Annotated in this window: 23 protein-coding genes; 19 read left to right on the top strand and 4 right to left on the bottom strand. The window is 37.4% G+C overall.

Features of this window, described 5'->3' with window-relative positions; genetic code table 11:
- Positions 1 to 37: 37 nt before the first annotated feature.
- Positions 38 to 346, top strand: coding sequence for a metal-sulfur cluster assembly factor (locus FS608_RS18100; RefSeq protein ID WP_144553601.1), 309 nt, complete (start codon positions 38 to 40; stop codon positions 344 to 346).
- A gap of 160 nt (positions 347 to 506) precedes the next feature.
- A complete protein-coding gene (locus FS608_RS18105; RefSeq protein WP_144553603.1) occupies positions 507 to 1,637 on the top strand; it encodes a TIGR04053 family radical SAM/SPASM domain-containing protein in 1,131 nt (376 codons plus the stop codon).
- Between the two features lie 88 nt (positions 1,638 to 1,725).
- On the opposite strand, the gene FS608_RS18110 is transcribed toward FS608_RS18105, so the two are convergent.
- Positions 1,726 to 2,424 (bottom strand): Crp/Fnr family transcriptional regulator, encoded by a 699-nt coding sequence (locus FS608_RS18110; protein WP_144553605.1) that lies wholly within the window; start codon positions 2,422 to 2,424, stop codon positions 1,726 to 1,728.
- Between the two features lie 282 nt (positions 2,425 to 2,706).
- On the opposite strand from FS608_RS18110, the gene moaA reads away from it, so the two are divergent.
- Positions 2,707 to 3,723 (top strand): GTP 3',8-cyclase MoaA, encoded by a 1,017-nt coding sequence (gene moaA, locus FS608_RS18115; RefSeq protein ID WP_144553607.1) that lies wholly within the window; start codon positions 2,707 to 2,709, stop codon positions 3,721 to 3,723.
- Between the two features lie 74 nt (positions 3,724 to 3,797).
- On the opposite strand, the gene ric is transcribed toward moaA, so the two are convergent.
- A complete protein-coding gene (gene ric / locus FS608_RS18120) occupies positions 3,798 to 4,493 on the bottom strand; it encodes an iron-sulfur cluster repair di-iron protein (protein WP_144553609.1) in 696 nt (231 codons plus the stop codon).
- Positions 4,494 to 4,736: 243 nt separating this feature from the next.
- On the opposite strand from ric, the gene FS608_RS18125 reads away from it, so the two are divergent.
- The 3 genes from FS608_RS18125 to FS608_RS18135 all read left to right on the top strand — a co-directional run bounded on the left by FS608_RS18125 (position 4,737) and on the right by FS608_RS18135 (position 7,387).
- Positions 4,737 to 6,002, top strand: coding sequence for a molybdopterin molybdotransferase MoeA (locus FS608_RS18125; RefSeq protein ID WP_144553611.1), 1,266 nt, complete (start codon positions 4,737 to 4,739; stop codon positions 6,000 to 6,002).
- Entirely contained in the window at positions 5,990 to 6,538 is a 549-nt protein-coding gene (gene mobB, locus FS608_RS18130) for a molybdopterin-guanine dinucleotide biosynthesis protein B (protein WP_144553613.1), read from the top strand. Before FS608_RS18125 ends, mobB begins: the two co-directional genes overlap by 13 nt.
- Positions 6,539 to 6,658: 120 nt before the next feature.
- A complete protein-coding gene (locus tag FS608_RS18135; RefSeq protein ID WP_144553615.1) occupies positions 6,659 to 7,387 on the top strand; it encodes a YwiC-like family protein in 729 nt (242 codons plus the stop codon).
- A gap of 582 nt (positions 7,388 to 7,969) precedes the next feature.
- On the opposite strand, the gene FS608_RS18145 is transcribed toward FS608_RS18135, so the two are convergent.
- Positions 7,970 to 8,662, bottom strand: a complete 693-nt coding sequence (locus FS608_RS18145) for a Crp/Fnr family transcriptional regulator (RefSeq protein WP_395947787.1) — start codon at positions 8,660 to 8,662, stop codon at positions 7,970 to 7,972.
- 270 nt (positions 8,663 to 8,932) lie between these two features.
- Between FS608_RS18145 and FS608_RS18150 the strand changes: the two genes are divergently transcribed.
- Together FS608_RS18150 and clpB are read left to right on the top strand one after the other, a co-directional pair.
- Complete coding sequence (locus FS608_RS18150; RefSeq protein WP_026566122.1) at positions 8,933 to 9,112, top strand: YjzC family protein; 180 nt, start codon at positions 8,933 to 8,935, stop codon at positions 9,110 to 9,112.
- A gap of 155 nt (positions 9,113 to 9,267) precedes the next feature.
- Positions 9,268 to 11,859, top strand: a complete 2,592-nt coding sequence (gene clpB / locus FS608_RS18155; protein WP_144553617.1) for an ATP-dependent chaperone ClpB — start codon at positions 9,268 to 9,270, stop codon at positions 11,857 to 11,859.
- A gap of 44 nt (positions 11,860 to 11,903) precedes the next feature.
- Here the strand turns inward: clpB and FS608_RS18160 are convergent, their stop codons facing one another.
- Positions 11,904 to 12,089: a YjzD family protein gene (locus tag FS608_RS18160; protein ID WP_144553619.1), complete on the bottom strand. Its 186-nt coding sequence runs from the start codon at positions 12,087 to 12,089 to the stop codon at positions 11,904 to 11,906.
- Positions 12,090 to 12,322: 233 nt separating this feature from the next.
- Between FS608_RS18160 and FS608_RS18165 the strand changes: the two genes are divergently transcribed.
- The 11 genes from FS608_RS18165 to opp4C all read left to right on the top strand — a co-directional run bounded on the left by FS608_RS18165 (position 12,323) and on the right by opp4C (position 23,524).
- Complete coding sequence (locus tag FS608_RS18165; RefSeq protein WP_144553621.1) at positions 12,323 to 13,045, top strand: alpha/beta fold hydrolase; 723 nt, start codon at positions 12,323 to 12,325, stop codon at positions 13,043 to 13,045.
- Between the two features lie 79 nt (positions 13,046 to 13,124).
- Complete coding sequence (locus FS608_RS18170) at positions 13,125 to 13,964, top strand: hypothetical protein (RefSeq protein ID WP_144553624.1); 840 nt, start codon at positions 13,125 to 13,127, stop codon at positions 13,962 to 13,964.
- Positions 13,965 to 14,056: 92 nt separating this feature from the next.
- Positions 14,057 to 14,245, top strand: coding sequence for a ComZ family protein (locus FS608_RS18175; RefSeq protein ID WP_144553906.1), 189 nt, complete (start codon positions 14,057 to 14,059; stop codon positions 14,243 to 14,245).
- Positions 14,246 to 14,409: 164 nt separating this feature from the next.
- A complete protein-coding gene (locus FS608_RS18180; RefSeq protein ID WP_144553626.1) occupies positions 14,410 to 15,342 on the top strand; it encodes a beta-ketoacyl-ACP synthase III in 933 nt (310 codons plus the stop codon).
- A gap of 45 nt (positions 15,343 to 15,387) precedes the next feature.
- Positions 15,388 to 16,626, top strand: a complete 1,239-nt coding sequence (gene fabF / locus FS608_RS18185) for a beta-ketoacyl-ACP synthase II (protein ID WP_144553628.1) — start codon at positions 15,388 to 15,390, stop codon at positions 16,624 to 16,626.
- Positions 16,627 to 16,742: 116 nt separating this feature from the next.
- Positions 16,743 to 17,540: a DUF2268 domain-containing putative Zn-dependent protease gene (locus FS608_RS18190; RefSeq protein WP_144553630.1), complete on the top strand. Its 798-nt coding sequence runs from the start codon at positions 16,743 to 16,745 to the stop codon at positions 17,538 to 17,540.
- A 138-nt stretch (positions 17,541 to 17,678) separates the two neighbouring features.
- The gene (locus tag FS608_RS18195) at positions 17,679 to 18,704 is read left to right on the top strand and encodes an ABC transporter ATP-binding protein (protein ID WP_144553633.1); all 1,026 of its coding nucleotides are present in this window, start codon (positions 17,679 to 17,681) and stop codon (positions 18,702 to 18,704) included.
- Entirely contained in the window at positions 18,701 to 19,711 is a 1,011-nt protein-coding gene (locus FS608_RS18200) for an ABC transporter ATP-binding protein (RefSeq protein ID WP_144553635.1), read from the top strand. The genes FS608_RS18195 and FS608_RS18200 overlap by 4 nt, the downstream gene beginning before the upstream one ends.
- A gap of 74 nt (positions 19,712 to 19,785) precedes the next feature.
- Positions 19,786 to 21,501 (top strand): oligopeptide ABC transporter substrate-binding protein, encoded by a 1,716-nt coding sequence (gene opp4A, locus FS608_RS18205; RefSeq protein WP_144553637.1) that lies wholly within the window; start codon positions 19,786 to 19,788, stop codon positions 21,499 to 21,501.
- 130 nt (positions 21,502 to 21,631) lie between these two features.
- Positions 21,632 to 22,597 carry an oligopeptide ABC transporter permease gene (gene opp4B / locus FS608_RS18210; protein WP_144553639.1) on the top strand — a complete coding sequence of 322 codons (966 nt, stop codon included), beginning with the start codon at positions 21,632 to 21,634 and terminating at the stop codon, positions 22,595 to 22,597.
- Between the two features lie 15 nt (positions 22,598 to 22,612).
- Positions 22,613 to 23,524 (top strand): oligopeptide ABC transporter permease, encoded by a 912-nt coding sequence (gene opp4C, locus FS608_RS18215; protein WP_144553642.1) that lies wholly within the window; start codon positions 22,613 to 22,615, stop codon positions 23,522 to 23,524.
- The last annotated feature ends 91 nt before the right edge of the window (positions 23,525 to 23,615 follow it).

Raw genomic sequence — 23,615 nt, forward strand, 5'->3', positions numbered from 1 at the left:
AAATTTAGGACCAAGACATTTGAGGAGTGGAATAAAAATGAATGAAGAGTTAAAAGAAAATATATTAGGCGCGTTAGAGTTAGTTATTGACCCAGAACTTGGAGTAGACATCGTAAATTTAGGGTTAGTATATGATACGGAAATGGATGATGAAGGGAATGTAACCATTACGATGACATTAACATCAATGGGCTGCCCGCTTGCTGGTACGATTGTGGACCAAGTTAAACGAGCATTGGCTGATATTCCAGAAATCAAAGAGGTCGAAGTAAATATTGTATTCAATCCTCCTTGGAATAAAGATATGATGTCACGCTATGCGAAAATTGCCTTAGGAATTCGCTAAAAACAGCAGAACTTTTCTGCTGTTTTTTTATCCTTCACTTTTCAGACATATTTATGGGCCAGAATGTGAGATAGTTCACTTTTTTCTTACATAAACACCTTTATAATACAGGTTAATAAGGCTATTTGATTAAAAGCCAGTATTAGGAGGCACATTCAATATGAATTTTAGCCGAGATTTTAATAAAGACCCATTTATCGTTATTTGGGAACTCACTAGAGCTTGCCAATTAAAGTGCCTGCACTGCCGTGCGGATGCCCAGTATAGAAGAGATCCACGTGAACTATCGTTTGAAGAAGGAAAAAATTTAATTGATCAAATATATGAAATGAACAATCCAATGCTAGTTTTTACAGGCGGGGACCCGTTGATGAGAGAAGATGTTTTTGAAATTGCAAAATATGCAGTCGAAAAAGGTGTACGGGTATCAATGACGCCAAGTGCGACACCGAATGTAACCAAAGAAGCTATTGAAAAGGCGAAAGAAGTAGGTCTAGCACGTTGGGCATTTAGTATTGATGGTCCCAAAGCCGAGATTCATGATCATTTTAGAGGAACGGCTGGTTCCTTCGACCTTACCATGGAAAAAATAAAATATTTGCATGAGGTTGGGTTACCTATTCAAATAAATACGGTAATTTCCCGTTACAATATTGACTATCTTAATGAAATGGCAAAAATGGTAGAGGATTTAGGCTGCGTGTTATGGAGTGTCTTTTTCCTAGTTCCAACAGGAAGAGGTCAAGAATCGGATATGATTTCTCCTGTTCAACATGAAAAAGTCTTCAGATGGTTATATGATTTAAGTAAACGGGTTTCTTTTGATATCAAAACGACAGAAGCAATGCACTACCGTCGGGTTGTGATTCAAAAAAAAATGCGTGAAGCAAAAGAAACAACTGATGAAATCGAATATTTAAGTGCTTTAACAGAAAAAGGATTAACAGGCTCCATTGACGGATTGGGACGAGCTCCAAAAGGTGTTAATGATGGAAATGGATTTGTGTTTATCTCCCATATTGGGGATGTATATCCAAGTGGACTACTACCAGTTAAAGCGGGTAATATTCGTGAAACCCCATTAGTAGAAATTTACCGAGAATCACCAATATTTAAATCATTAAGGAACCCTGACCTCTTTAAAGGAAAATGCGGTGTTTGTGAATTCCGTCATGTTTGCGGAGGATCAAGGTCAAGAGCCTATGCGATGACGGGAGATTATCTGGAAAGCGAGCCATTCTGTGTTTATATCCCAAAAGCATTAAGAGAAAAGCAAGTACAGGAAAATTAGAAAAATAGTACAAGGCTGCCCCATTTTTGTGGGACAGCCTTGTCAGAATCGTTAATTAAGGAAAATAAAAATAGGATGGCTTCCCATCCTATTCAATATTGCAATAGACTGCAGAACAATTTTCACAATCTATTTCATTTTTTAAGTATTGTAAATCCAAAATGGATATTTTCCCTTTTTTAACAGAAATGATTTTATCTTTTTTTAATTCGCTTAAAATTCGGTTGGTACTTTCACGGGATGTACCGCAGAAATTAGCCAGTTCTTGGTTTGTAAGCGGAAGGTCAATGAGGATTCCGTTATCTTTTTGAATACCATAACTATTTGACATACGGATAAGAGTTGAAAATAGTGCCCCGCGTTTCCCATTTAGGACAAGATCGCGAAACTTTGTTTGCGTTTTACGGAAATGATCACTCATCCATTTCATGAATTCAAAGGCAAGTTTACTATTTTGAAATATTTCGCTTTCAATTACATCTTTTTTTATTGCAACCACTTCTCCTTCTTCAAGAACCATTGCACTTAATAAATACCTAGGATTATCCGTAAAAAGGGTTAATTCTCCGCAAATATCATTTTCTCCACAAATTCTTAACGAAAGTTCACGACCATCTGATGTGATTTTACTAATTTGAACTTTTCCAGAAATGATAATGTAAAGTTCTTCGGCAACCATTCCTTCTTGAAATAAAAAGCTTCCTCTTTCACTTTTAAATTTCCGATCTGCAAATCTAAGTAATTCTTTTATTTCAATGGAATGAGTTGGTTTCATTGGTATTGTCATTGGATTCACCTCTACGCATCATTTTAATAACCATTTATTTTCTAATCTTCATGATTTGTTTGTTAGTAATATTTTATCTTATTAGAAGTCATAAAATAGAAGTAAACAATGACAATATAGTGAAAACTTGTGCGGACCTAAAAGTATTTCTTGATTGGCAAACTTCTGCTAAGATAAGACTTATAGTAATAAGTATTGTGATAGTGAATAATGTAACAGTCTTTTTTATGAATTACTGATACACTTAAGATAGGTTCCTTAAAAATAATGGAGTTGAGATTAATGGAAAAAACCATTATTAAAGATAAATTAAATAGACCCTTGCATGATTTAAGGATTTCTGTAATCGACCGATGCAATTTCCGCTGCCAATACTGTATGCCAGCAGATCAATTCGGGCCTGATTTTGAATTTCTTCCAAAAAGCGCTTTGCTGTCATACGAGGAGATTGAACGCCTTGCGAAAATTTTTGTTAGTTTGGGAGTGGAAAAAATTCGCCTAACTGGGGGAGAGCCTCTTCTTCGTAAGGATTTGCCTATTCTTGTTAAAAAACTTTCAGTTATTGAGGATTTGCACGATATCGGATTAACGACTAACGGTGTGCTCCTGCCGAAATTAGCAAAAGAGTTAAAGGAAGCTGGTCTTAAACGCGTTAATGTCAGCCTTGATACTTTGAACGATGAACTCTTTGGGGAGATTAACGGTCGCGGAGTAGGCACTGGACCTGTATTGGAGGGCATTGAAGCCGCCAAACAAGCTGGACTTGGGGTCAAAATTAATATGGTTGTAAAAAAAGGTCTAAATGATACTGAAATCATTCCAATGGCAGAATATTGCAAAGAAAATGGACTAGAGTTGCGTTATATTGAATTTATGGACGTTGGCTCTACAAATGGCTGGAAAATGGATGATGTCATTACAAAAAAACAGATTTATTATCTATTAAAAGAACGATTTGAACTCGAGCCAGTCGATCCTGCCTATTATGGGGAAGTAGCAAAACTGTATCGTTATAAGGATAAAGATGTGAATGTTGGGTTCATTACATCTGTATCTGAGTCGTTTTGCACAAGCTGTACACGCTCTCGTTTATCAGCCAATGGTCAGATTTTTACTTGTTTATTTAATGGGAATGGGCATGATATTCGAAACTTTATGAGAAATGGTGCCACTGATGAAGAAATCCGGGCACGAGTGACTGCGATTTGGAATGGTCGAGATGATCGATATTCAGACGAAAGAACTGCAGAAACGTACAAAAATCGAAAAAAAATAGAAATGTCTTATATTGGCGGTTAAACTCTCTTCATCAGAAGAGAGTTTTTTTACAGATGAAAAACAGCCTGGGATTGTACAGGCTGTTGTTTTTATCGTTAAATATATCTTGGAAATAGTATGTTGTTTTCAAGATGCACATGCATAAAAGTTAATCCTTCTAAGGCCTCTAAACGTGCATAAACTAGACGATACGTACCACAAGCATCTAAAGGGAGGGTAAAGTCAGAGGTAACAGCACGAATTTTCCTTAAAATTTCTCCAGCTTGATCATGTTCTTTTTCTAATTCAACAATCATTGCAATAGCTTCTTCACGGTTCTCGACAGTTCCATCTGCCAGCTGCTTAATTAAAGGAAATACAACAGCTTCCTCTTTTGCCATATGTTCCATCAATTCTTTTTTGAATTCATAAAAGAGTTCATTCACCTGTAATAATTCTGGGTGGTTATCACCGTGAACACGTGATACTTTTGTTACGTATGGACTAAGCATTGTTAATTCCTCTTCTGATACACGATGGTAATTGGAGATGACATGATTAATTATCGTAGTTGAATCAGAATTAGTCCAAACTTCAACGTTTTTTTCGGCGTTTTCATATGTTTCAAATACTTTTTTTAATTCCTCTAATAAAGTATCGAGGTTAAGATTATTTTGAGTGACAGCAGTTGCTAATGGAATGTTACCTCCACAGCAAAAATCAATCCTGTTCTTTTTAAAAACATCACTTGTTTTTGGTAATTCATTTACAATATCTTTAACTAATGATTCTGCAGTAATAGTGAAACTCATCGTATATTTCCTCCTTAAAAAAATCCTGTTGAGTAAATCTACGTTAATCATAATTTATAAAAGCAAAAAATTAGGTGACCTGAATCACACATTCGATATGATTTACATTTTTATGTCTGAATTCCTTTAAATTGTGACATTTGATATATTGTTATGTTTCTAATAAGCTTATAATGAAGGGGATTCAATGATTATTGGTACATATCAAAAATAGATATAGGTTTATGGCAGGAGTTGATGAATTTGTTTGAGAGAAGAAAACCGATTCCAATTGGAGAAGCGGTCCAAAAAATTATGGAATATCAATTAGAGGGTGTAACTGAACATATTTCAATAAATGAGAGCTATGGCCGTTTTTTATCAAAAGACTTAATCGCTACAAGCGATGTTCCTCATTTTGATCGGGCTCCCTACGATGGCTTTGCTGTCAGGTCAATCGATACCCGTGATGCCTCACAAACGAATATCGTTGAGTTTGAAGTTGTCGATCATATTGGTGCTGGAATGGTTTCAACAAAAGTAATTGGTGCGTTCCAAGCTGTAAGAATTATGACTGGAGCGATGATGCCAGAGGGTACAGACGCAGTGGTTATGTTCGAACTTGCACAGGGATACGAAAAGAATGGAATTCCCTATATGTCAATTAAACGCAGCTTTAAAAAAGGTGATAATGTTTCATTCAGTGGAGAGGATGCCAAGCAAGGTGAAGTCTTGGTTAGAAAAGGGACGTTAATCAATCCTGGGATACAAGCCATGCTTGCGACATTTGGATATGAACAAGTAGCCGTAGCCAAAAAACCTCTTGTTGGTTTATTTGCTACAGGGACGGAACTGTTAGAGGTGAACGAACCCCTAGTTCCTGGGAAAATTCGTAACAGTAATTCCCATATGATTGCAGCGCAGATAGAAAGAGCCGGAGGGATGGTCCGATATTTTGGCAAGCTTCCTGATGAGTTTGATACTTGCTTTGAAGCAGTGAAAAATGCTTTAAACGATGTTGACTTGTTAATTACAACCGGCGGGGTTTCAGTGGGTGATTTTGATTATCTGCCGGCTATTTATGAAAAGCTTGGTGCCGAGGTTTTCTTTAATAAAGTTGCCATGCGGCCTGGAAGTGTGACGACCGTGGCACAGTATAATCGTAAGCTTCTATTTGGGCTTTCGGGAAATCCATCAGCATGTTATGTCGGGTTTGAATTGTTTGCCCGCCCAATCATCCGAAGAATGCTTTTTTCAGAAAAACCGCATCTTCGAATTGAAAAGGCACTATTAGAGGCGGATTTTCCTAAAGCCAATCCATTTACTAGGTTTGTTCGAAGTTCAACGTTTATTGATGCGGGAAGACTAAAGGCCACACCGAGTGGACTTGACAAGTCTAACATCATTATGAGCCTTTCAGGGGCTAATTCATTAATGATTCTTCCAGGCGGAACTAGAGGCTATGCAGCTGGCAGTGAAGTCGATGTCCTTCTGCTTGAAGATCAAGTTGGTAGTGAATGGCCTTGGTAACTCCTGTCATCTTTCAAGTGGTCGGTTATCAAAATAGTGGAAAGACAACAATCACTTCAAAGTTGATTAACCTGTTAGCAGAAAAAGGGGTAAAAACAGTTACCATAAAGCACCACGGACATGGTGGCAGACCAGAATATCTACCGCTGAAAGATACAGAAAAACATGTAAAGGCAGGAGCACTTGCATCAATCGTCGAAGGAAATGGAAGTTTACTCCTCCAAGCAGAAAACCATTATTATTCACTTGAAGACCAGATTGAGTTGATGACATTTTTTCAGCCAGATGTGATTTTAATCGAAGGATACAAACTAGAGTCTTTTCCAAAGTTGCTGTTATTAAGAGATGAAAATGACCTTTCTTTATTAAAAAGCGTGTCCAATATTGCTGCAATTGTATACTGGAAAGCTAAAATGGATAAGGTACTCACGTTGAAAACCAATATTCCTTGTTTTCATATAGATGATAAAAGGGCGATAACTTGGACTTTGAAATTACTTCAAGAGCTTGTTCATAAAATGGATCAAAAAAGTTAAGAAGATGTCACAAAGAGAAGGCGAAGGCCTTCTTTTTTATGGAATTATGTGATGTGTTTCACTTATTTTTTTGCTTAACTAGCTTATATTTAGGCTAGTCAGGAAAAAGGAGTGAAAATAATGAAGTTATTTTTACCGAAGCAACATGGTGCATGGGCAATGCTAATCATCCCTTTTTGGCTTGGTGTCATTAAGGGAGGATTCATTTGGCAACATATCCCGTTTTTCATCGGCTGGCTCTTGTTATACTTGGCAACCTATCCGATGCTCCTCTTATTTAAAAGAAAAAAAATCTCTTTTTATACAAAATGGACTCTTTTATATATGATTCCATCGTTATTATTTTTACTTTTTCCTTTGTTAGAAAGACCATCAATTATATATTTTGGCCTTCTGATGCTGCCATTTTTTATGATAAATGCTTTTTATACTTCAAAGAATCAAGACCGGGCGTTTATGAATGATCTCAGTGCTGTTTTTGCCTTTTCAATTGCCGGATTAGCAAGCAGTTATTTAACAAATGGGGAAATAAACTTCGAGACACTTGTTTTCACCTTTTTAACATCAGTCCTATTTTTTGTTGGATGTACCTTTTATGTAAAAACAATGATTAGGGAAAAGAAGAACACCCAATTTAAATGGATTTCATGGTTTTACCATATTATGTTAGTGATTTCTTGCTTTGGTTTAGGTGTTTGGATTGTTGCATTAGCATTTATCCCTAGTTTACTAAGAGCGATTGTTTTTTATGGCAGGTCATTATCCCCGAAACAAATTGGCATTTACGAAATCATTAATTCCGCGATATTCTTTACGATATCAGCTATTCAAATAGGCTTATTAACATAAAAAATCGGTCAAATGACTGATTCAGATTGTCGAGAAAGGGAACTTTTCTCGGCAATTTTTTTCTTTATCTGAAACAATTTTTTGATTTTGTCCATGCTATTGGGCCTGTTGATTTCCGCTCCGGGCACTCGCTTTCCGCGGGGAGGTCCTGGAGCCTCCTCGGCGCAATGGCGCCTGCGGGGTCTCCAGTGACCTCTATATCCCGTAGGAGTTGAGTGTCCTCCGCTCCAATCAACATGGTGTCAAATCAACCCAAGCATTGCCACACACTTTTGCTACCCTAATTAAATATGTTGTGATCTTTATTATATTTTTGCAGGCTACAATAAGAAGAACCTTTCATTCATCTTTAAAGATATATTTATATTCCATTTGGTTAGATTCTTTTGGCTTAAAAATTGAATTATTATAATATATTGAGTTGCAGATCTTTATTAATACACCTGTTGATTGGAGCGAAGCACCTGGAGCGCAAATCAACAGACTTGTCGCAAAGTCTAAATATTAAAATAAAAAGGCTATCGAAAGTTTCGATAACCTGAAAATTGGTCAAATGACCGATTTTTTTCGCCTAAAGGATACCTAATCCACTTTACAGATTTCTACTGGACAGTCCTCACAATCGATTTCCCTTTTTAAATAGTCCAAATCATGAATGGTAATCGTGCCCTTCTCGATGGATACAATTCCGTTCTTTCGTAAATCGCTTAACAAGCGATTTACAACTTCGCGTGAAGTACCGCAAAAATTTGCTAACTCCTGATTGGTTAATGGCAGCTCGATTAATATTCCTTTATTGGTTTTAATTCCATAACTATTGGTAATTCGAATAAGTGTAGAGTATAAAGCTCCTTTTTTACCATGAAGCACCAAATCACGAAACTTAGTTTGGGTTTTTCGATATTGTTGGCTCATCCACTTGATGAATTCGAAAGAAAGTGATATATTTTGCGAAAGTTTTTCTTCGAGCGTATCTTTCATAATAACAGCTACCTCACCGCTCTCAACAACACGAGCACTTAATAAATATCGTGAAGAAGGGGAGAATAAGTTTAACTCACCGACAAAATCACCACGCGAGCACATTCTTAATGTGAGTTCTCTCCCATCAGGAATGATTTTGCTGATTTGAAGAATTCCACTTTGTACTATGTACAATTCATCAGCTGTAGATCCTTCCTGAAATAGAAAAGTACCTTTTTCAACTTTCTTTATATGGTGAACTGTATCAAAAAGATGGGACAGTGTTACCGGCATTTCTCTTACTGACTGCATACTCATAACCACCTTTAAAGGTACGAAAATTTGATTTAAAAAATTGACAGTCAAGGTTGGATTTACAAGATAATACTATAATTATATTGTTAACAAAGAATAATTAGCAATAAATGAGCAATAAGTTCATACAATCGTCATAACTTCGTGCCGACTTTGTTTATTTCTTAGGAAATAATGTCGAATAGTATGGGAATTTGTAAGAAATGCCAATAATGACAGAGCCTGAAACGGAAATAATAACATTGTGAAGAAAAGGAGGGAAAAAGAATGGGTCAAAATCGCCAGTTTAAATCTGGGAGTAAAGCACCTAATAATGGTGTATATATTGAAGTGGGAGATACGGGAAGCAATGTCAATAATCCGAAAAAAATCAAGTTAAAAGCAGGAGATGCCTTCCCTGAGACTTCTAATGATGAACGTGTTTGGACATATCAGCGAAAACCATAAATTTAATACAGAAAAGGTCATCCATTGGGTGGCTTTTTCTTTTGTTTAAACTCTCGACTACAGACTGTATTTCTAAACGGGAAAATTTTCTTTTTAGACGCGATTGTTTTATAATAAAGACAAAGGTCAAAAATGGTCAAAGAGGGTGTTGAAAAATGGATATGAACCGAATGACAGAACGGTTACAGAAAGGATTGATGGATGCCCAAACGTTAGCCGTTAAGCAAAATCATCAAGAGATTGATGAACCTCATTTATTTATATCGTTAATGGAGCAAGAAGATAGTCTCATTTCTGCCATATTAGAAAGGGCAGGAGTGTCTTCTGAAAGAACGAAAAGCAACCTTATGGAATCTCTGTCTAAAAAACCAGTGGTTACCGGCAGTGGAGTAGAACAAGGAAAACTATATATTACCGCAAGACTGCAGAAGATACTTGTAAAAGCTGAAGAATATAAGCAAAAATTTTCAGATGAGTATTTATCTGTCGAACATATTCTGTTAGCTGCGGTTTATTCAGATGACTCAGAAATGCGAAAGATATTACGAGCTTTAGGCAAGCAGCCAGATCATGTTTTACAAGCCATAAAAGATATAAGGGGGAATCAAAGAGTGACATCACAAAATCCCGAAGCAGGATACGATGCCTTAAAAAAATATGGACGGGATCTTGTTGCAGAGGTTAGAGCAGGAAAAATGGATCCTGTTATTGGCCGTGATACTGAAATCCGAAATGTCATTCGGATCTTATCAAGAAAAACAAAGAATAATCCGGTGTTAATCGGTGAACCTGGTGTAGGAAAAACAGCAATTGTAGAAGGGTTAGCACAGAGGATTGTTCGGAAAGATGTTCCAGAGGGTTTAAAGGATAAAACCATTTTTTCATTAGATATGAGTGCGTTAATTGCAGGTGCTAAATTTAGGGGTGAATTTGAAGAACGATTAAAGGCCGTATTAAATGAGGTTAAAAAGAGTGAAGGCAGGATCTTATTATTTATCGATGAGATTCATACAATTGTTGGCGCAGGGAAAACGGAAGGTGCAATGGATGCAGGAAATATGTTAAAACCGATGCTTGCACGTGGTGAACTTCATTGTATAGGAGCAACAACGCTTGATGAACATAGAAAATATATTGAGAAAGATCCTGCACTTGAACGAAGATTTCAGCAGGTACTTGTCCAAGAACCAAACGTTGAAGATACCATTTCAATTTTAAGAGGCTTGAAAGAGCGTTATGAGGTACACCATGGTGTTAAAATCCATGATCATGCTTTGGTAGCAGCGGCAACATTATCAGACCGTTATATTACGGATCGGTTCTTGCCCGATAAAGCCATTGATCTTGTTGACGAAGCGTGTGCGTTAATCCGGACTGAAATAGATTCCATGCCAACAGAATTAGATGAAGTAACTCGTAGAGTTATGCAATTAGAAATTGAAGAAGCAGCGTTAAGTAAAGAGGTAGATGAAGGAAGCAAGTTACGACTTGAAGCACTTCTAAAGGAACTTGCGGACCTTAAAGAGACAGCCAATGAAATGAAGGCAAAGTGGCTGCAAGAGAAACAAAGTATTCAAATATTGCAGGAGAAAAGGGAGCAACTGGAGAAACTTCGCAGGGAGCTTCAACAGGCAGAGGATAAATACGATTTAAATCGTGCAGCAGAACTTCGACATGGTCAAATTCCGTTAGCAGAAAAGGAACTGAAAGAACTCGAAACCGCAACCTCTAAAGATGAAAGATTACTTCGTGAAGAAGTGACAGGTGAAGAAATTTCGAACATTGTATCTAGGTGGACTGGAATTCCACTTTCTAAATTAGTCGAAGGCGAGAGAGAGAAGCTGCTCCGATTAGAATCGATCCTGCATGAAAGAGTAATTGGCCAGAATGAAGCTGTAAATTTAGTGGCAGATGCAGTCCTAAGGGCCCGTGCTGGAATTAAAGACCCTAACCGGCCAATCGGATCATTTTTATTCTTAGGTCCAACTGGGGTTGGAAAAACAGAGTTAGCAAAAGCTTTAGCGGAGTCTTTATTCGATAGTGAAGAACATATCATCCGGATTGACATGTCAGAGTATATGGAGAAGCATGCCGTTTCCCGCTTGATTGGTGCACCTCCTGGATATGTGGGCTACGAAGAAGGCGGACAATTAACTGAAGCAGTAAGGAGAAGGCCATACTCTGTTATCTTAATGGATGAAATTGAAAAAGCCCATCCTGAGGTCTTTAACATTCTCCTTCAAGCGCTTGATGACGGAAGAATTACAGACTCGCAAGGGCGTGTAGTTGACTTTAAAAATACAGTGATAATTATGACATCCAATATTGGCTCACAATTTTTGCTAGAACGAAGTGAAATTGAAAGTGGAATCCCCGATGAGGTTCGAGAAAAAGTGATGATTCAATTGAGGGGGCATTTCCGGCCAGAGTTTTTAAATCGCATAGACGAGACGATTCTCTTTAAGCCACTATCCCTAGAGGAGATAAAGAATATTGTTGCAAAAATGATGAGGGAATTGCAAAATCGTTTAAAACATCAACATATAGATATTCTAATCAATGAGAAAGCAAAAGAATTTATTGCTGTAAATGGTTTTGATCCAATATATGGTGCTAGACCGTTAAAACGTTTTATCCAAAGAAATATCGAGACAAAACTTGCTCGTGAAATAATTGCTGGAAAGCTTCATGACCAATCCAAAGTGGAGATAGGTATCAGCAATGGAGAAATTTTCATTAACGGTTAAATAGAGATCCATATAAAAAAGGTCATCCGCTTGGATGACCTTTTTTAATGTTTTGAAACTGGCTCGTTTGGAATCAATGCAGTTACTACGTAAATTAGAATAGTTACACCAATTGCAGCAACAGTACCAGTAACGAAATCATATTTTGCGCCTGCAGTCATTGAGCTCACTACATATGTAAGCATTTGCACTAATAGAAATGACCAGAAAAGGGTCCAAAAAAATCGCATTATTCTTCACCTCTAACAACCTATTTTACATCTTTAATTATATTATCATATGATTCAGAAATGATAAAGCGAAACTTAATCTCGGGATGGGTTGTCCAATTCTGGTTTATAGTGCAATCTTCTTATTTACAACTTGAATTCCAGATATGACATGTAAATTAGGCAAATCCCCTTTCAACTTTAATAAGGCGGCATACAATACTGTGAGGAAATATGGAAAAGGAGATTTATCGATGGAGAATCGCAATTTTCAGATGGATACCCAATGGAATATTATTCATTACCCAGAGAAGCCTACAGGATTTGGGATCTTAGTACTTGGAGATGAAAGGCATTTTGTCGATGACTGTAAATGCTTTTGGACACAAAATGAAGGTAAGTTGGCAATTATCAACCAGCTAAAAGAAAAAGGGTACACCATTTTTTCCTCGAATCTTTATGGGCGAAACTGGGGGAGCGAGAATGCTGTTGAACTTGCAGAGAGGTTATATCAGCATGTAATTCGAAACGAGATTCTTAATAACAAAATTCATGTTTTGGCAGAAGGTATGGGGGCATTGGTCGCATTGAAATTAATGGAAAAAATGAAGCACAAGATTAGGTCAATCATTTTACTTAATCCGATCCTATCCTTAAAACATCATCTTGAACAAGAAAAGGAACATAAATTTTTTTATAAGAAATTACTGAGGGAATTATCAGTGGCGCATCAAATGGAGCAGAAGGTACTTGAAAACACTATTCTTAGCAAGGAAGAAACCATTAAACAACCATTTGACTGCCCAGTTAAAATAATTCATGTCCTATCTGGGGCAAAATCTTATAACCAATCTAAATTGTATCAACAATTAATTAGTGTATCAGAAATAAATCCAACATTTATTCTTCCAGAAAAAAAACAACAACTAGCGATTATTATGATAAAGTTCTTCAACAGCCATGAATCGGTCTTATAAACTTCATCCTCCCTGCAAGAAATAATTCCTTAACGATGCGCATAGGATTCATTAAGGTTAGTGTGGGGAGGAAAAATATATGGACAAGGCAATTCTTTTTGGTATGTTTGACTTTGTAAATTTTCATATTTGCAAGAGTTTGTTAAATAAAGGGATAGAGGTAAAAGGGATTCATCTAGCAGAGACGGAGCATATAGCATTTCTAGAAGAAAAAAGGCTTGAAGTGGGCCGAAATGCAAACTTGATTGAACAATCATTATCCGAGTGGGAGAGTGACACAGAAAAACCCACACCTAATACCAGTCTGATCATTTCAATATATGATCTTTTTATGAGTAAAAAAGAACAAATTTTACAGGATAGCAAAATAACTAAGCAGATAATTCAATACCTTGAGGTTAATAAGAACCAAGTCAATAATGTTCTTATTCTCCCAGTACAATTACTTACGAGTACATTTAGGGGCAAGGAAATAGAGGGATTTCTAGATTTAATAAAAGAAACAGGAAAGAATACGCAGTTTATTTACTTACCCTCAGTTTATGGCCCATGGCAAACGTCTACTTTTTTATTTCAAAAAGTATTAATTTCAAAATATCAAGAAATAAAGATTACAACTGATGAACGGGAATGGTCCAATGATGTCCTTTTCATTAATGATGCGCTAGAGGCGATCTTAGATATAATGGAAACAGGAAAGGCAGGCAGTTATGTACTTGACAGTGGCAAGCAGAATCAATGGTTGAGATGTGCCGACTATCTAAATATCACTGAAAATCATCTGGGTAAAAATGGTTTTGAATCATTGGATTTGAATTCTGACATTGTAAAAGTCTCCATAAAAAAAGGAACTCCATTAAAAACATCCATTCAGGAACAAAAGGATCATGTCCAGCGATTGTATGCAAATCAGTTGTAAAGTGTCCTGATTTTTGTATAGAATATGTTGGAAATAGGGATGATGTAAGAAAGGATTCATTTCGCTAATAACAGCTAGAAGGAGATAATATGATAAGTCAGGATAAATCTTTAGAATTTATGCAGATCGCGATGAAATACTTACCAGAAGCTAAAGAACAATTGGACAAGGCTGGCGTTGAATTATCAATGGATTTAATTCAGCCGTTCATGAACCTTTTTACAAAGGTTATGCATGAGGCATACGAACTCGGGTTAGCTGAAGGACGTAAAGAAATGTAAAAAGAAATAAGCTCTCGGTTGCGGGAGCTTATTTCTTTTTCAATATTTGCCCTAAACTGTTGCTTAAAATAGACTTTATTTGATAAAATTAGTACCAAGTCATAATAATTGATATTAAACAATAGGATATAGAATCTTGTCATAAATAAAAGGAGATGGACCGTATGAGAGCAGGGATTGTAGGTATCGGAAGATATTTACCAGAGAAAATTGTCACCAATAAGGATTTAGAAAAAATTATGGATACATCTGATGAATGGATTCGTACAATGACAGGAATCGAAGAAAGGAGAATCGCAGCCGATGATGTTGAAACCTCGGACATGGCATTTGAAGCGGCCCAAAAGGCGATTCAAGATGCAGGGATTACTGCAGAAGAGATTGATTTAATTTTGGTAGCTACGGTTACTCCTGATACTCCTTTTCCTTCGGTTGCATGCAGAATTCAAGAAAGGCTGGGAGCAAAGAAGGCAGCAGCGATGGATGTCAGTGCTGCTTGTGCTGGTTTTATGTACGGCATTGTGACTGGTAAACAATTCGTTGAAACCGAAGTTTATAAATATGTCCTAGTCGTTGGAGTTGAAAAACTTTCGAAAATTACAGACTGGTCTGATCGCAATACAGCAGTTTTATTTGGGGACGGTGCTGGAGCGACAATTATCGGACCTGTTTCAGAAGACCGAGGAATTCTTTCCTTCGAACTTGGGGCTGATGGGACAGGATCTAAACATCTGTACCAGGATGAATATATTATTATGAACGGTAGAGAAGTTTTCAAATTTGCTGTTAGGCAAATGGGGGAAAGCTGTATTAATGTCCTCGAAAAAGCAGGTTTATCAAAAGATGATGTCGATTTCCTGATTCCTCATCAGGCAAATATTCGTATTATGGAAGCGTCTAGACAAAGATTAGAATTACCAGTTGAAAAAATGTCAAAAACCATTAATAAATACGGTAACACTTCTGCAGCGTCGATTCCCATTTCACTTGTAGAAGATTTGGAAGAGGGAAGAATTAAGGATGATGACATTATTGTCATGGTAGGTTTCGGTGGAGGCCTAACTTGGGGTGCGATTGCGATCAAATGGGGAAGATAAAGAACAGAATGAGCAAAAAGATAAGAAATGAAGGAGATAGATAATATGGAAAAGCGCAGGGTTGTAGTAACTGGCATAGGTGCAGTAACGCCGCTAGGAAATGATGCCGAAACTACTTGGAAAAATATATTAGAAGGGAAATCTGGGATTGGGCCGCTGACAAGAGTTAATGCAGATGAATATCCGGCAAAAGTTGCTGCAGAATCAACTGATTTTAATCCTGAAGCATTTATGGATAGAAAAGATGCACGCAAAATGGACCGTTTTACACAATTTGCGGTTGCCTCGGCAATAATGGCAGTGAAAGATGCTAATTTAACCATTAATGAAGAAAACTCCCATCGTGTTGGAGTATGGATTGGTTCTGGAATTGGCGGTATGGAAACCTTTGAACAGCAATTTGAAATATTTCAAAATAGAGGATATAAGCGTGTTAGTCCATTTTTTGTTCCAATGTTAATTCCAGATATGGCAACAGGACAAGTTTCCATTACATTAGGTGCGAGAGGCTTCAATTCATGTACGGTAACCGCCTGTGCAACTGGAACAAATTCGATTGGTGATGCATTTAAAGTCATTCAACGCGGTGACGCAGATGCAATGGTTACAGGCGGAGCAGAAGCACCGATTACAAAAATGTCAGTCGCAGGGTTCTGTGCGAATACTGCTTTGTCCACCAATCCAGACCCAAAAACTGCTAGCAGACCATTTGATAAAAATCGTGATGGATTTGTCATTGGTGAAGGTGCGGGGATTATTGTCTTGGAAGAACTTGAACATGCCTTAGCGCGTGGTGCCAAAATCTATGCTGAAATTGTCGGCTATGGGGCTACTGGTGATGCCTACCATATTACAGCACCAGCACCAGGTGGTGAAGGCGGCGCCCGTGCTATGAAAATGGCCATTAATGATGGCGGGTTAAAGCCGGATGAAATTGATTATGTTAACGCCCATGGGACTAGTACAGAATATAATGACAAGTTTGAAACCCTTGCAATGAAAGAGGTATTTGGTGAGCACGCCTATAACTTAGCAATTAGTTCAACGAAATCTATGACTGGGCATCTTCTTGGTGCTGCTGGCGGTGTAGAAGCGATCTTTACGGTATTAGCGATAAGAGACAGCATACTGCCACCTACCATTAACTATGAAACACCAGATCCAGAATGTGATTTAGATTATGTACCAAATAAAGCACGTCAAAAGGAAATTAAAGCGGCCATGAGTAATTCATTAGGATTTGGCGGACACAACGCTACGATTGTATTTAAAAAATACGAATAAACATCTAAGAACGACCAGACAATTATGTCTGGTCGTTTTTTAACCATTTTACCTATGAACCTCTTTCGATAACCTTCATAAACTGTTCAGAGAGGCTAGGTAAATGGGGTGTTAGGATGGGAATTATTCAAACAGATTATTGGATAGAAGAGGAGTTTGACAGACCTGTAAAGTTGTGTGAGAAACTAGAGCCATTTTTTTTAAAGCAAACGCCAAAGGAAATATATAATCAATTATTGAATTTTGGTATGTACCGGCCTTCTAGATCCGCTCGGATTATTTTTGACCGAATGAAAGAACAAAAGGCTTGGACTCAAGTGGAAGAACTCTTTCATCACTATAAAGAGAAATGGAATGGTCCTGACATACCAGTATTTCTTTTTCCAGTAGCACAAGCAGGCGGGTTCTTTTTTAGAGAAGTTAAAAGTAAAGCTGGTGTCTCGTTCCCTGATAAAATGTTTCTTTTTCTCTCGCATTTTGAGGATCCGAAAGAAATAGAGGCACTAATGGTCCATGAATATCATCATGTCTGCCGGTTAAGAAAGTTGAATAAAAGAATGGAAGACTATACCTTGCTTGATTCAATAATTATAGAAGGACTTGCTGAATATGCTGTTTTAAAAAATTGTGGTTCGGAATATTTAGCCACATGGTGCCGTATGTATAATAAAAAAGAATTACTAAAATTTTGGGATAAATATATAAAAAAACAACTAGGTACGAAGAAAAATGAAAGAGGACACGATGAATTACTTTTCGGAGAGGGAAGACTGCCAAGACTTCTCGGTTACGCAATTGGATATGATATTGTTGAACATTTTTACAAAACTAATCATTATTCTACAAAACTATCTTTTTCCATTCCCGCAATAAAGTACCTAGAAAACTATAAGAATTACTTCGAAAAAAGCTAATAAAACTAGATTAAAAAAGTTAGATAACATATATTATATAGAATTCAAATAAATCTTGCAATTGTAACAATTTCGTAATAAAATTTCAAGTGAATAGTTTGAATAAACAGAATAATTTAAAAAGTTAGAAGGTGTACTATGAGCACAAAAAAATCGTTGCACAAAGAGGCACCATTGCTCGAGGTGAGAAACTTAGAGACGGCATTTGATATTGACGGAACTGATTATAATGCAGTAGATAATGTTTCATTTAATGTTAAGCCGGGACAAATTGTTGGAATTGTTGGAGAGTCTGGTTGTGGCAAATCCGTTATGAGCCTCTCCGTTATGAAGCTTTTGCCTAAGGGAAGCGGAAAAATAAAAACAGGTGAGGTTATTTTTGATGGAATAAATCTTGAGAAAATGTCCGAATCTCAAATCAATAAAATTCGTGGAAAAGACGTCTCGATAATTTTCCAAGAGCCGATGACTTCACTAAATCCAGTTTTTACAATAGGCTATCAAATACAAGAAGTCCTTTTTAATCATTTAAAAATTACGAAGCAAGAAGCCAGGCTAAGATCAATTGCCCTTTTAAAAAGTGTCGGAATCTCACGACCTGAAAAACTGGTTGATGAGTATCCACATCAACTATCCGGCGGGATGAGACAAAGAGTGATGATCGCTATTGCAATTGCTTGTCAGCCTAAATTATTAATTGCTGATGAACCAACGACTGCTCTGGATGTTACTGTTCAAGCTCAGATATTAGAACTTCTTAAGGAAATTCAGGCAGTAAATGACATGTCTATAATTTTAATAACACATGATTTGGGCGTGATTGCGGAAATGTGTGATGAAGTTATGGTGATGTATGCCGGAAGGATTGTTGAACGTTCGGATGTTGATACGCTTTTCCATAATCCAAAACATCCATATACTAGTCTGCTATTGGGGGCCATCCCGAAAATGGATGGACAAGAAGAACGGTTAAGTTCAATTAAAGGTATCGTGCCATCTCTTATTAATATGCCAAAAGTGGGCTGCCGTTTTGCGAATCGATGTCCAAAAGCAATGCCCGAATGCACGGCAATCACCCCTTTACTTGAAGATGTTGAACATGGCCACGAAGTTGCATGTTTACTCTATGAAACAAGTAAACCAATTGAAGGGGTGATATCATGAAGACTGTTTCAGTACATAAACAGGGTGACCATTCTCCCTTACATTCAGAAAATCTATTAGAGATTAAAAATCTTAAAACCTATTACCCTGTTAAAGGCGGATTTTTAAAACGCACAATTGGAAATGTAAAAGCAGTGGATAATATCTCTTTTGAGATTAAAAAAGGGGAAACCCTTGGGCTAGTGGGTGAATCTGGATGTGGTAAATCAACTGCAGGCAGAACAATCCTTCGACTATTAAAACCAACAGAGGGCCAAATTCTATTTAATGGTAAAGACATTACCAAAGTATCAGGCAAATCACTTCGTGAGATTCGAAAGGATATGCAAATGGTGTTTCAGGACCCATATGCTTCTTTGAATCCGATGCAAATGGTAGGGGACATTATCGCTGAGCCTATTTATAACTTTTCTAAAAAAAGTAAGGATGAATTAAAACAGGAAGTCATGGATTTGTTAAATAAAGTAGGGTTACCGCCAGATGCCTATTACAAGTATGCACATGAATTTTCTGGGGGCCAGCGTCAAAGAATCGGAATTGCTAGAGCGTTAGCATTAAAGCCAAAATTAATTATTGCCGACGAACCCGTTTCAGCACTTGACGTTTCAGTCCAATCTCAGGTCCTAAATTTGTTAAAAGATTTGCAGGAAGAATTTAACCTTACTTTTCTTTTTATAGCACATGATTTAAGTGTTGTTAAACACATGAGTGACCGAATTGGTGTTATGTATCTAGGTAACATGGTTGAGGTTGCAAATAAAGAAGATTTATATGCTGAGCCTCTCCATCCATATACACAAGCATTAATTTCAGCAATTCCATCTCCTGATCCCAGGGTGAAAAAAGAGCGGATTATCTTAAAAGGTGATGTGCCAAGCCCAATTAATCCTCCAATGGGATGTTCATTCCATCCGCGCTGCCCCATGGCAATGGAGCAATGTTCAAAAAGTAAGCCGGTATTAAAGGAGGTGAAGCCCTCTCATCGAGTAGCTTGCCACCTATACTAGAAAAGCGAAAGCTCATGAACGCTTTCACTAGACAGTAACGAAAGCAAAAATAAAAACTATAGGGGGGAAAACAAATGAAGAAGAGAAGTATGCTTATGCTAGCCGCATTGATGCTGGTTCTATCCGCATTTTTAGCGGCCTGCAGCGGCGGAGAAAAAACAGGGACAAGCAAAAACGAAGATGATGGTAAGACTGGTGAAACTGCTGGAAAGCCACAAGACGGCGGGACACTAGTTTATGCACTTGATTCTGCACCAGAGGGTAAGTTTAACTACACTTTTTATGAAAGTGCATCAGATCAATATGTAATTGATTTCTTTGATGAAAACCTAATTGATTATGACGAAAACCTAAAGGCACAGCCGCATATCGCTTCATGGAAAACAACTGACAATAAAGTGTTTGATTTCGAAATCAAGCAGGGCGTGAAGTGGCACAATGGTGATGAATTATCTGTTAAAGACTGGGAATTCGCATTGAAGGTTATTGCTGATAAGGATTATGAAGGTGCACGTTTTGATAACGTAAGAAATATCGTGGGTGCACAAGATTATCATGATGGAAAAGCGAAGGAAATCGCGGGTATTAAAATCATTGACGATTACCACATCCAAATTACTTTTGATAAAGCTCGTGTAAACAACTTGGATAATCTTTGGACATACCCGATGAACCGCACGGAATTTCAAGGCGTTGCAGTCAAAGATATGCTGGGATCTGCACAAGTTCGGACAAAGCCTGTAGGTTTAGGACCATTTAAAGTAACGAAAGTGATCCCAGGTGAATCCGTAGAATTGGAACGCTTTGATGATTACTTCGGCGGCAAACCTCATATAGAAAAAGTTGTTATTAAAGTTATCGATCCGTCTCTTTCTGTAGGAGAGCTTAAAAACGGAACGCTTGATATGACTTCCTTCCATCCTAGTATTATTGATCAAGTTAAAGCACTTGATAATGTAAATGCTGTAACCTATCCAGGCGTAAGCTACTACTATGTTGGTTTCAGATTAGGTACTTGGGATGGCGAGAAAAACATCATGAACGAACCAAAATACCAAGAGAAAAAGCTTCGTGAAGCAATGTATTATGCAATCAATCGTGAAGAATGGGTTAAGGCGTTCTTCTTTGGTGTTGGTAAACCAGTAAACCGTCCAATTCCAACAAACCATTGGATTGCAGCCCCAAATGAAGAGTTAGAGCAATACAAATATGATCCGGAAAAAGCTAAAGCATTATTAGATGAAGCTGGATATAAAGATGTTGATGGCGATGGTTTCCGTGAAGATCCAAATGGGAAGAAATTTGTTGTTAATTTCAGCCACTATGCAACGGATAATCCTACATTTGAATCGCGTGCCAAGGCAATGACTCAATATTGGGAAGCAGTCGGCTTGAAAACGAAATTAACAATGACAGATGTAAACCTTTATTATGAAATGCTTGATAAAGCTGATAAATCAATGGAAGTATTCTTCGGCGGCTGGTCAACTGGAGCAGACCCAGACCCGACTCCGCTTTGGGGATCAAAAGCAGTTTGGAACTATCCGCGCTGGGTAAATGCTGACAGTGATAAATTGTTAGATCAAGCACTTGATATCAGTGTTGTAGGAACAGATACCGAGAAGCGCAAGGATCTGTATGTAGAGTGGCAAAAACTATTCATGCAAGATCTACCAGCCTTACCAATTGCTGAACTAGAAGAAACAATGGCAGTCAGCAAGCGAGTACAGGACGTTAAATTTGACGTATCTGGAATGAACCGTCCAAACGAGTGGTGGATTAAGCAATAGGTTCGTCAAAAAAATACTAACTCAATCTTAAACTTCAATGGGAGAAGCCTTACTTCTCCCATTTGAATAAGCTGGTATTGGATTTACGCAGCTCTTGTGTACCAAAGCTTATTAGACAAGGAGAATGCACATGCTGAAATATGCATTTCGAAGAATATTGGGAATGATTCCAATGTTACTCCTTACCTCCATTGTAGTATTTACATTGGCAAAATTAATGCCGGGCGATTCACTAAGTGGAGAAATAGATCCTAGAAATACAAATCCAGAGTATATCGCAGAAATGCGTGAGAAATTGGGTTATAATGACCCACTGCCTCAGCAGTATTTCCGTTGGATTAGTGGATTCGTTGAGGGGGATTTTGGAAAATCAACACGTTTCAAAATAGAGGTATCCGAGGTTATTGGTGAGCGGCTCCCTAATACGATACTTTTAGGATTTTCATCAATATTAATAACCTATATTCTCGCATTTATAATGGGTTCCTATGCAGGACGAAAGCCATATACCTTAACAGATAATTTAATTGGAGGATTAAACTACATAGGATTGGCCATTCCATCCTTTATTGCTGGGGTATTCGCCATTTTCTTCTTTTCTTTTACGCTGGGCTGGTTCCCATCAAATGGTTCAGTCGATATTAGTGTTACCGATGGAACTATTGAATGGTGGTTAAGCCGATTACATCATGTCTTTCTGCCTGCAGTTGTACTTGGATTATTAAGTACAGCTAGTTATACCCAATTTTTACGTAACGATATTATTGAAAATAGCCGCAAGGATTATGTCCGTACAGCACGTGCAAAAGGCACGCCGGAACGAAAGATTTATAATGTTCATATTTTAAGAAATTCAATTATTCCACTTATAACGTTTTTAGGATTTGATATCGTCGCCATTATTAGCGGTGCCATCATTACTGAGACGATTTTTACCTATCCTGGTTTGGGACAACTATTCCTACAATCAGTTGGGACAAGGGATTATCCAGTATTATTGACGTTGACAATGTTATTCTCCTTCTTAACACTAATCGGCAATTTAATAGCTGATGTTTTATATGGTGTTGTAGATCCGAGAATTAGGCTAGATTAAAGGGGGGAGAAAAGAATGCAAATAGCAACTCAAAATGAGAAAAATGTTTCAGTTACACCCCCGAGAAAAAGTTTATCTCCTTTTGCAATAGCCCGAAAGAAATTTGTGAAAAATAAATTGGCAATGATAAGTCTTTTCTTTTTACTGATTGTTACTATTGTTTCTATTCTCGCCCCCTATATCACAACGGCAGATATTACTAGAATTAACATTGGGCAAATGTCGTTAGAGCCAAGCAGTGAACATTGGCTGGGGACAGATAAATCCGGACGGGATGTATTTACAAGATTACTCTATGGCGGACGTATATCTTTGTTAGTAGGAATCAGTTGTACATTATTTGTTATTTTACTAGGAACGTTAATTGGCTCGATCTCAGGGTATTTCGGCGGAGCCGTTGATAGCTTATTAATGAGATTTACTGATTTTATCTTAAACTTTCCATTCCTTGTATTTGTCATTGTTTTAAATGCCATTCTTTTTGGAAAAGTTAACGGTTTATGGGTCTTAATTGGAACAATTAGCTTGCTAAGCTGGGGGGGGATTGCACGGATTGTCCGTAGTAAGATTCTCGCTGAAAAAGAAAATGAATACATTACAGCGGCCATTTCTATTGGTTGTTCACCGGCAAAAGTTATTATGAAGCATCTGCTGCCAAACATTTTATCTACCATAATTGTTCAAGCGACGATTACATTTGCCACGATGATCGTTGCTGAAACAGGTTTAAGTTTTCTTGGCTTTGGGGTCCCGCAAGAAATTCCAAGCTGGGGAAATATGTTGAATTCAGCAAATGAGCCGGATGTTCTCCAATTCAAACTTTGGATTTGGGTACCGCCAGCATTAATCATCACAATAACCATCTTATCAATTAACTTCATCGGTGAAGGTCTAAAGGATGCTTTTAATCCAAAATCTAAACGTTAAAGATCCGCCATTAACCTGGTGGATTTTTTTGCGTGTTAACGGTCATTGATTATTGGAGTTCATAAATGTAATTGGAGCAAAATATATATAA

The organism is Bacillus sp. X1(2014) (assembly GCF_007678255.1).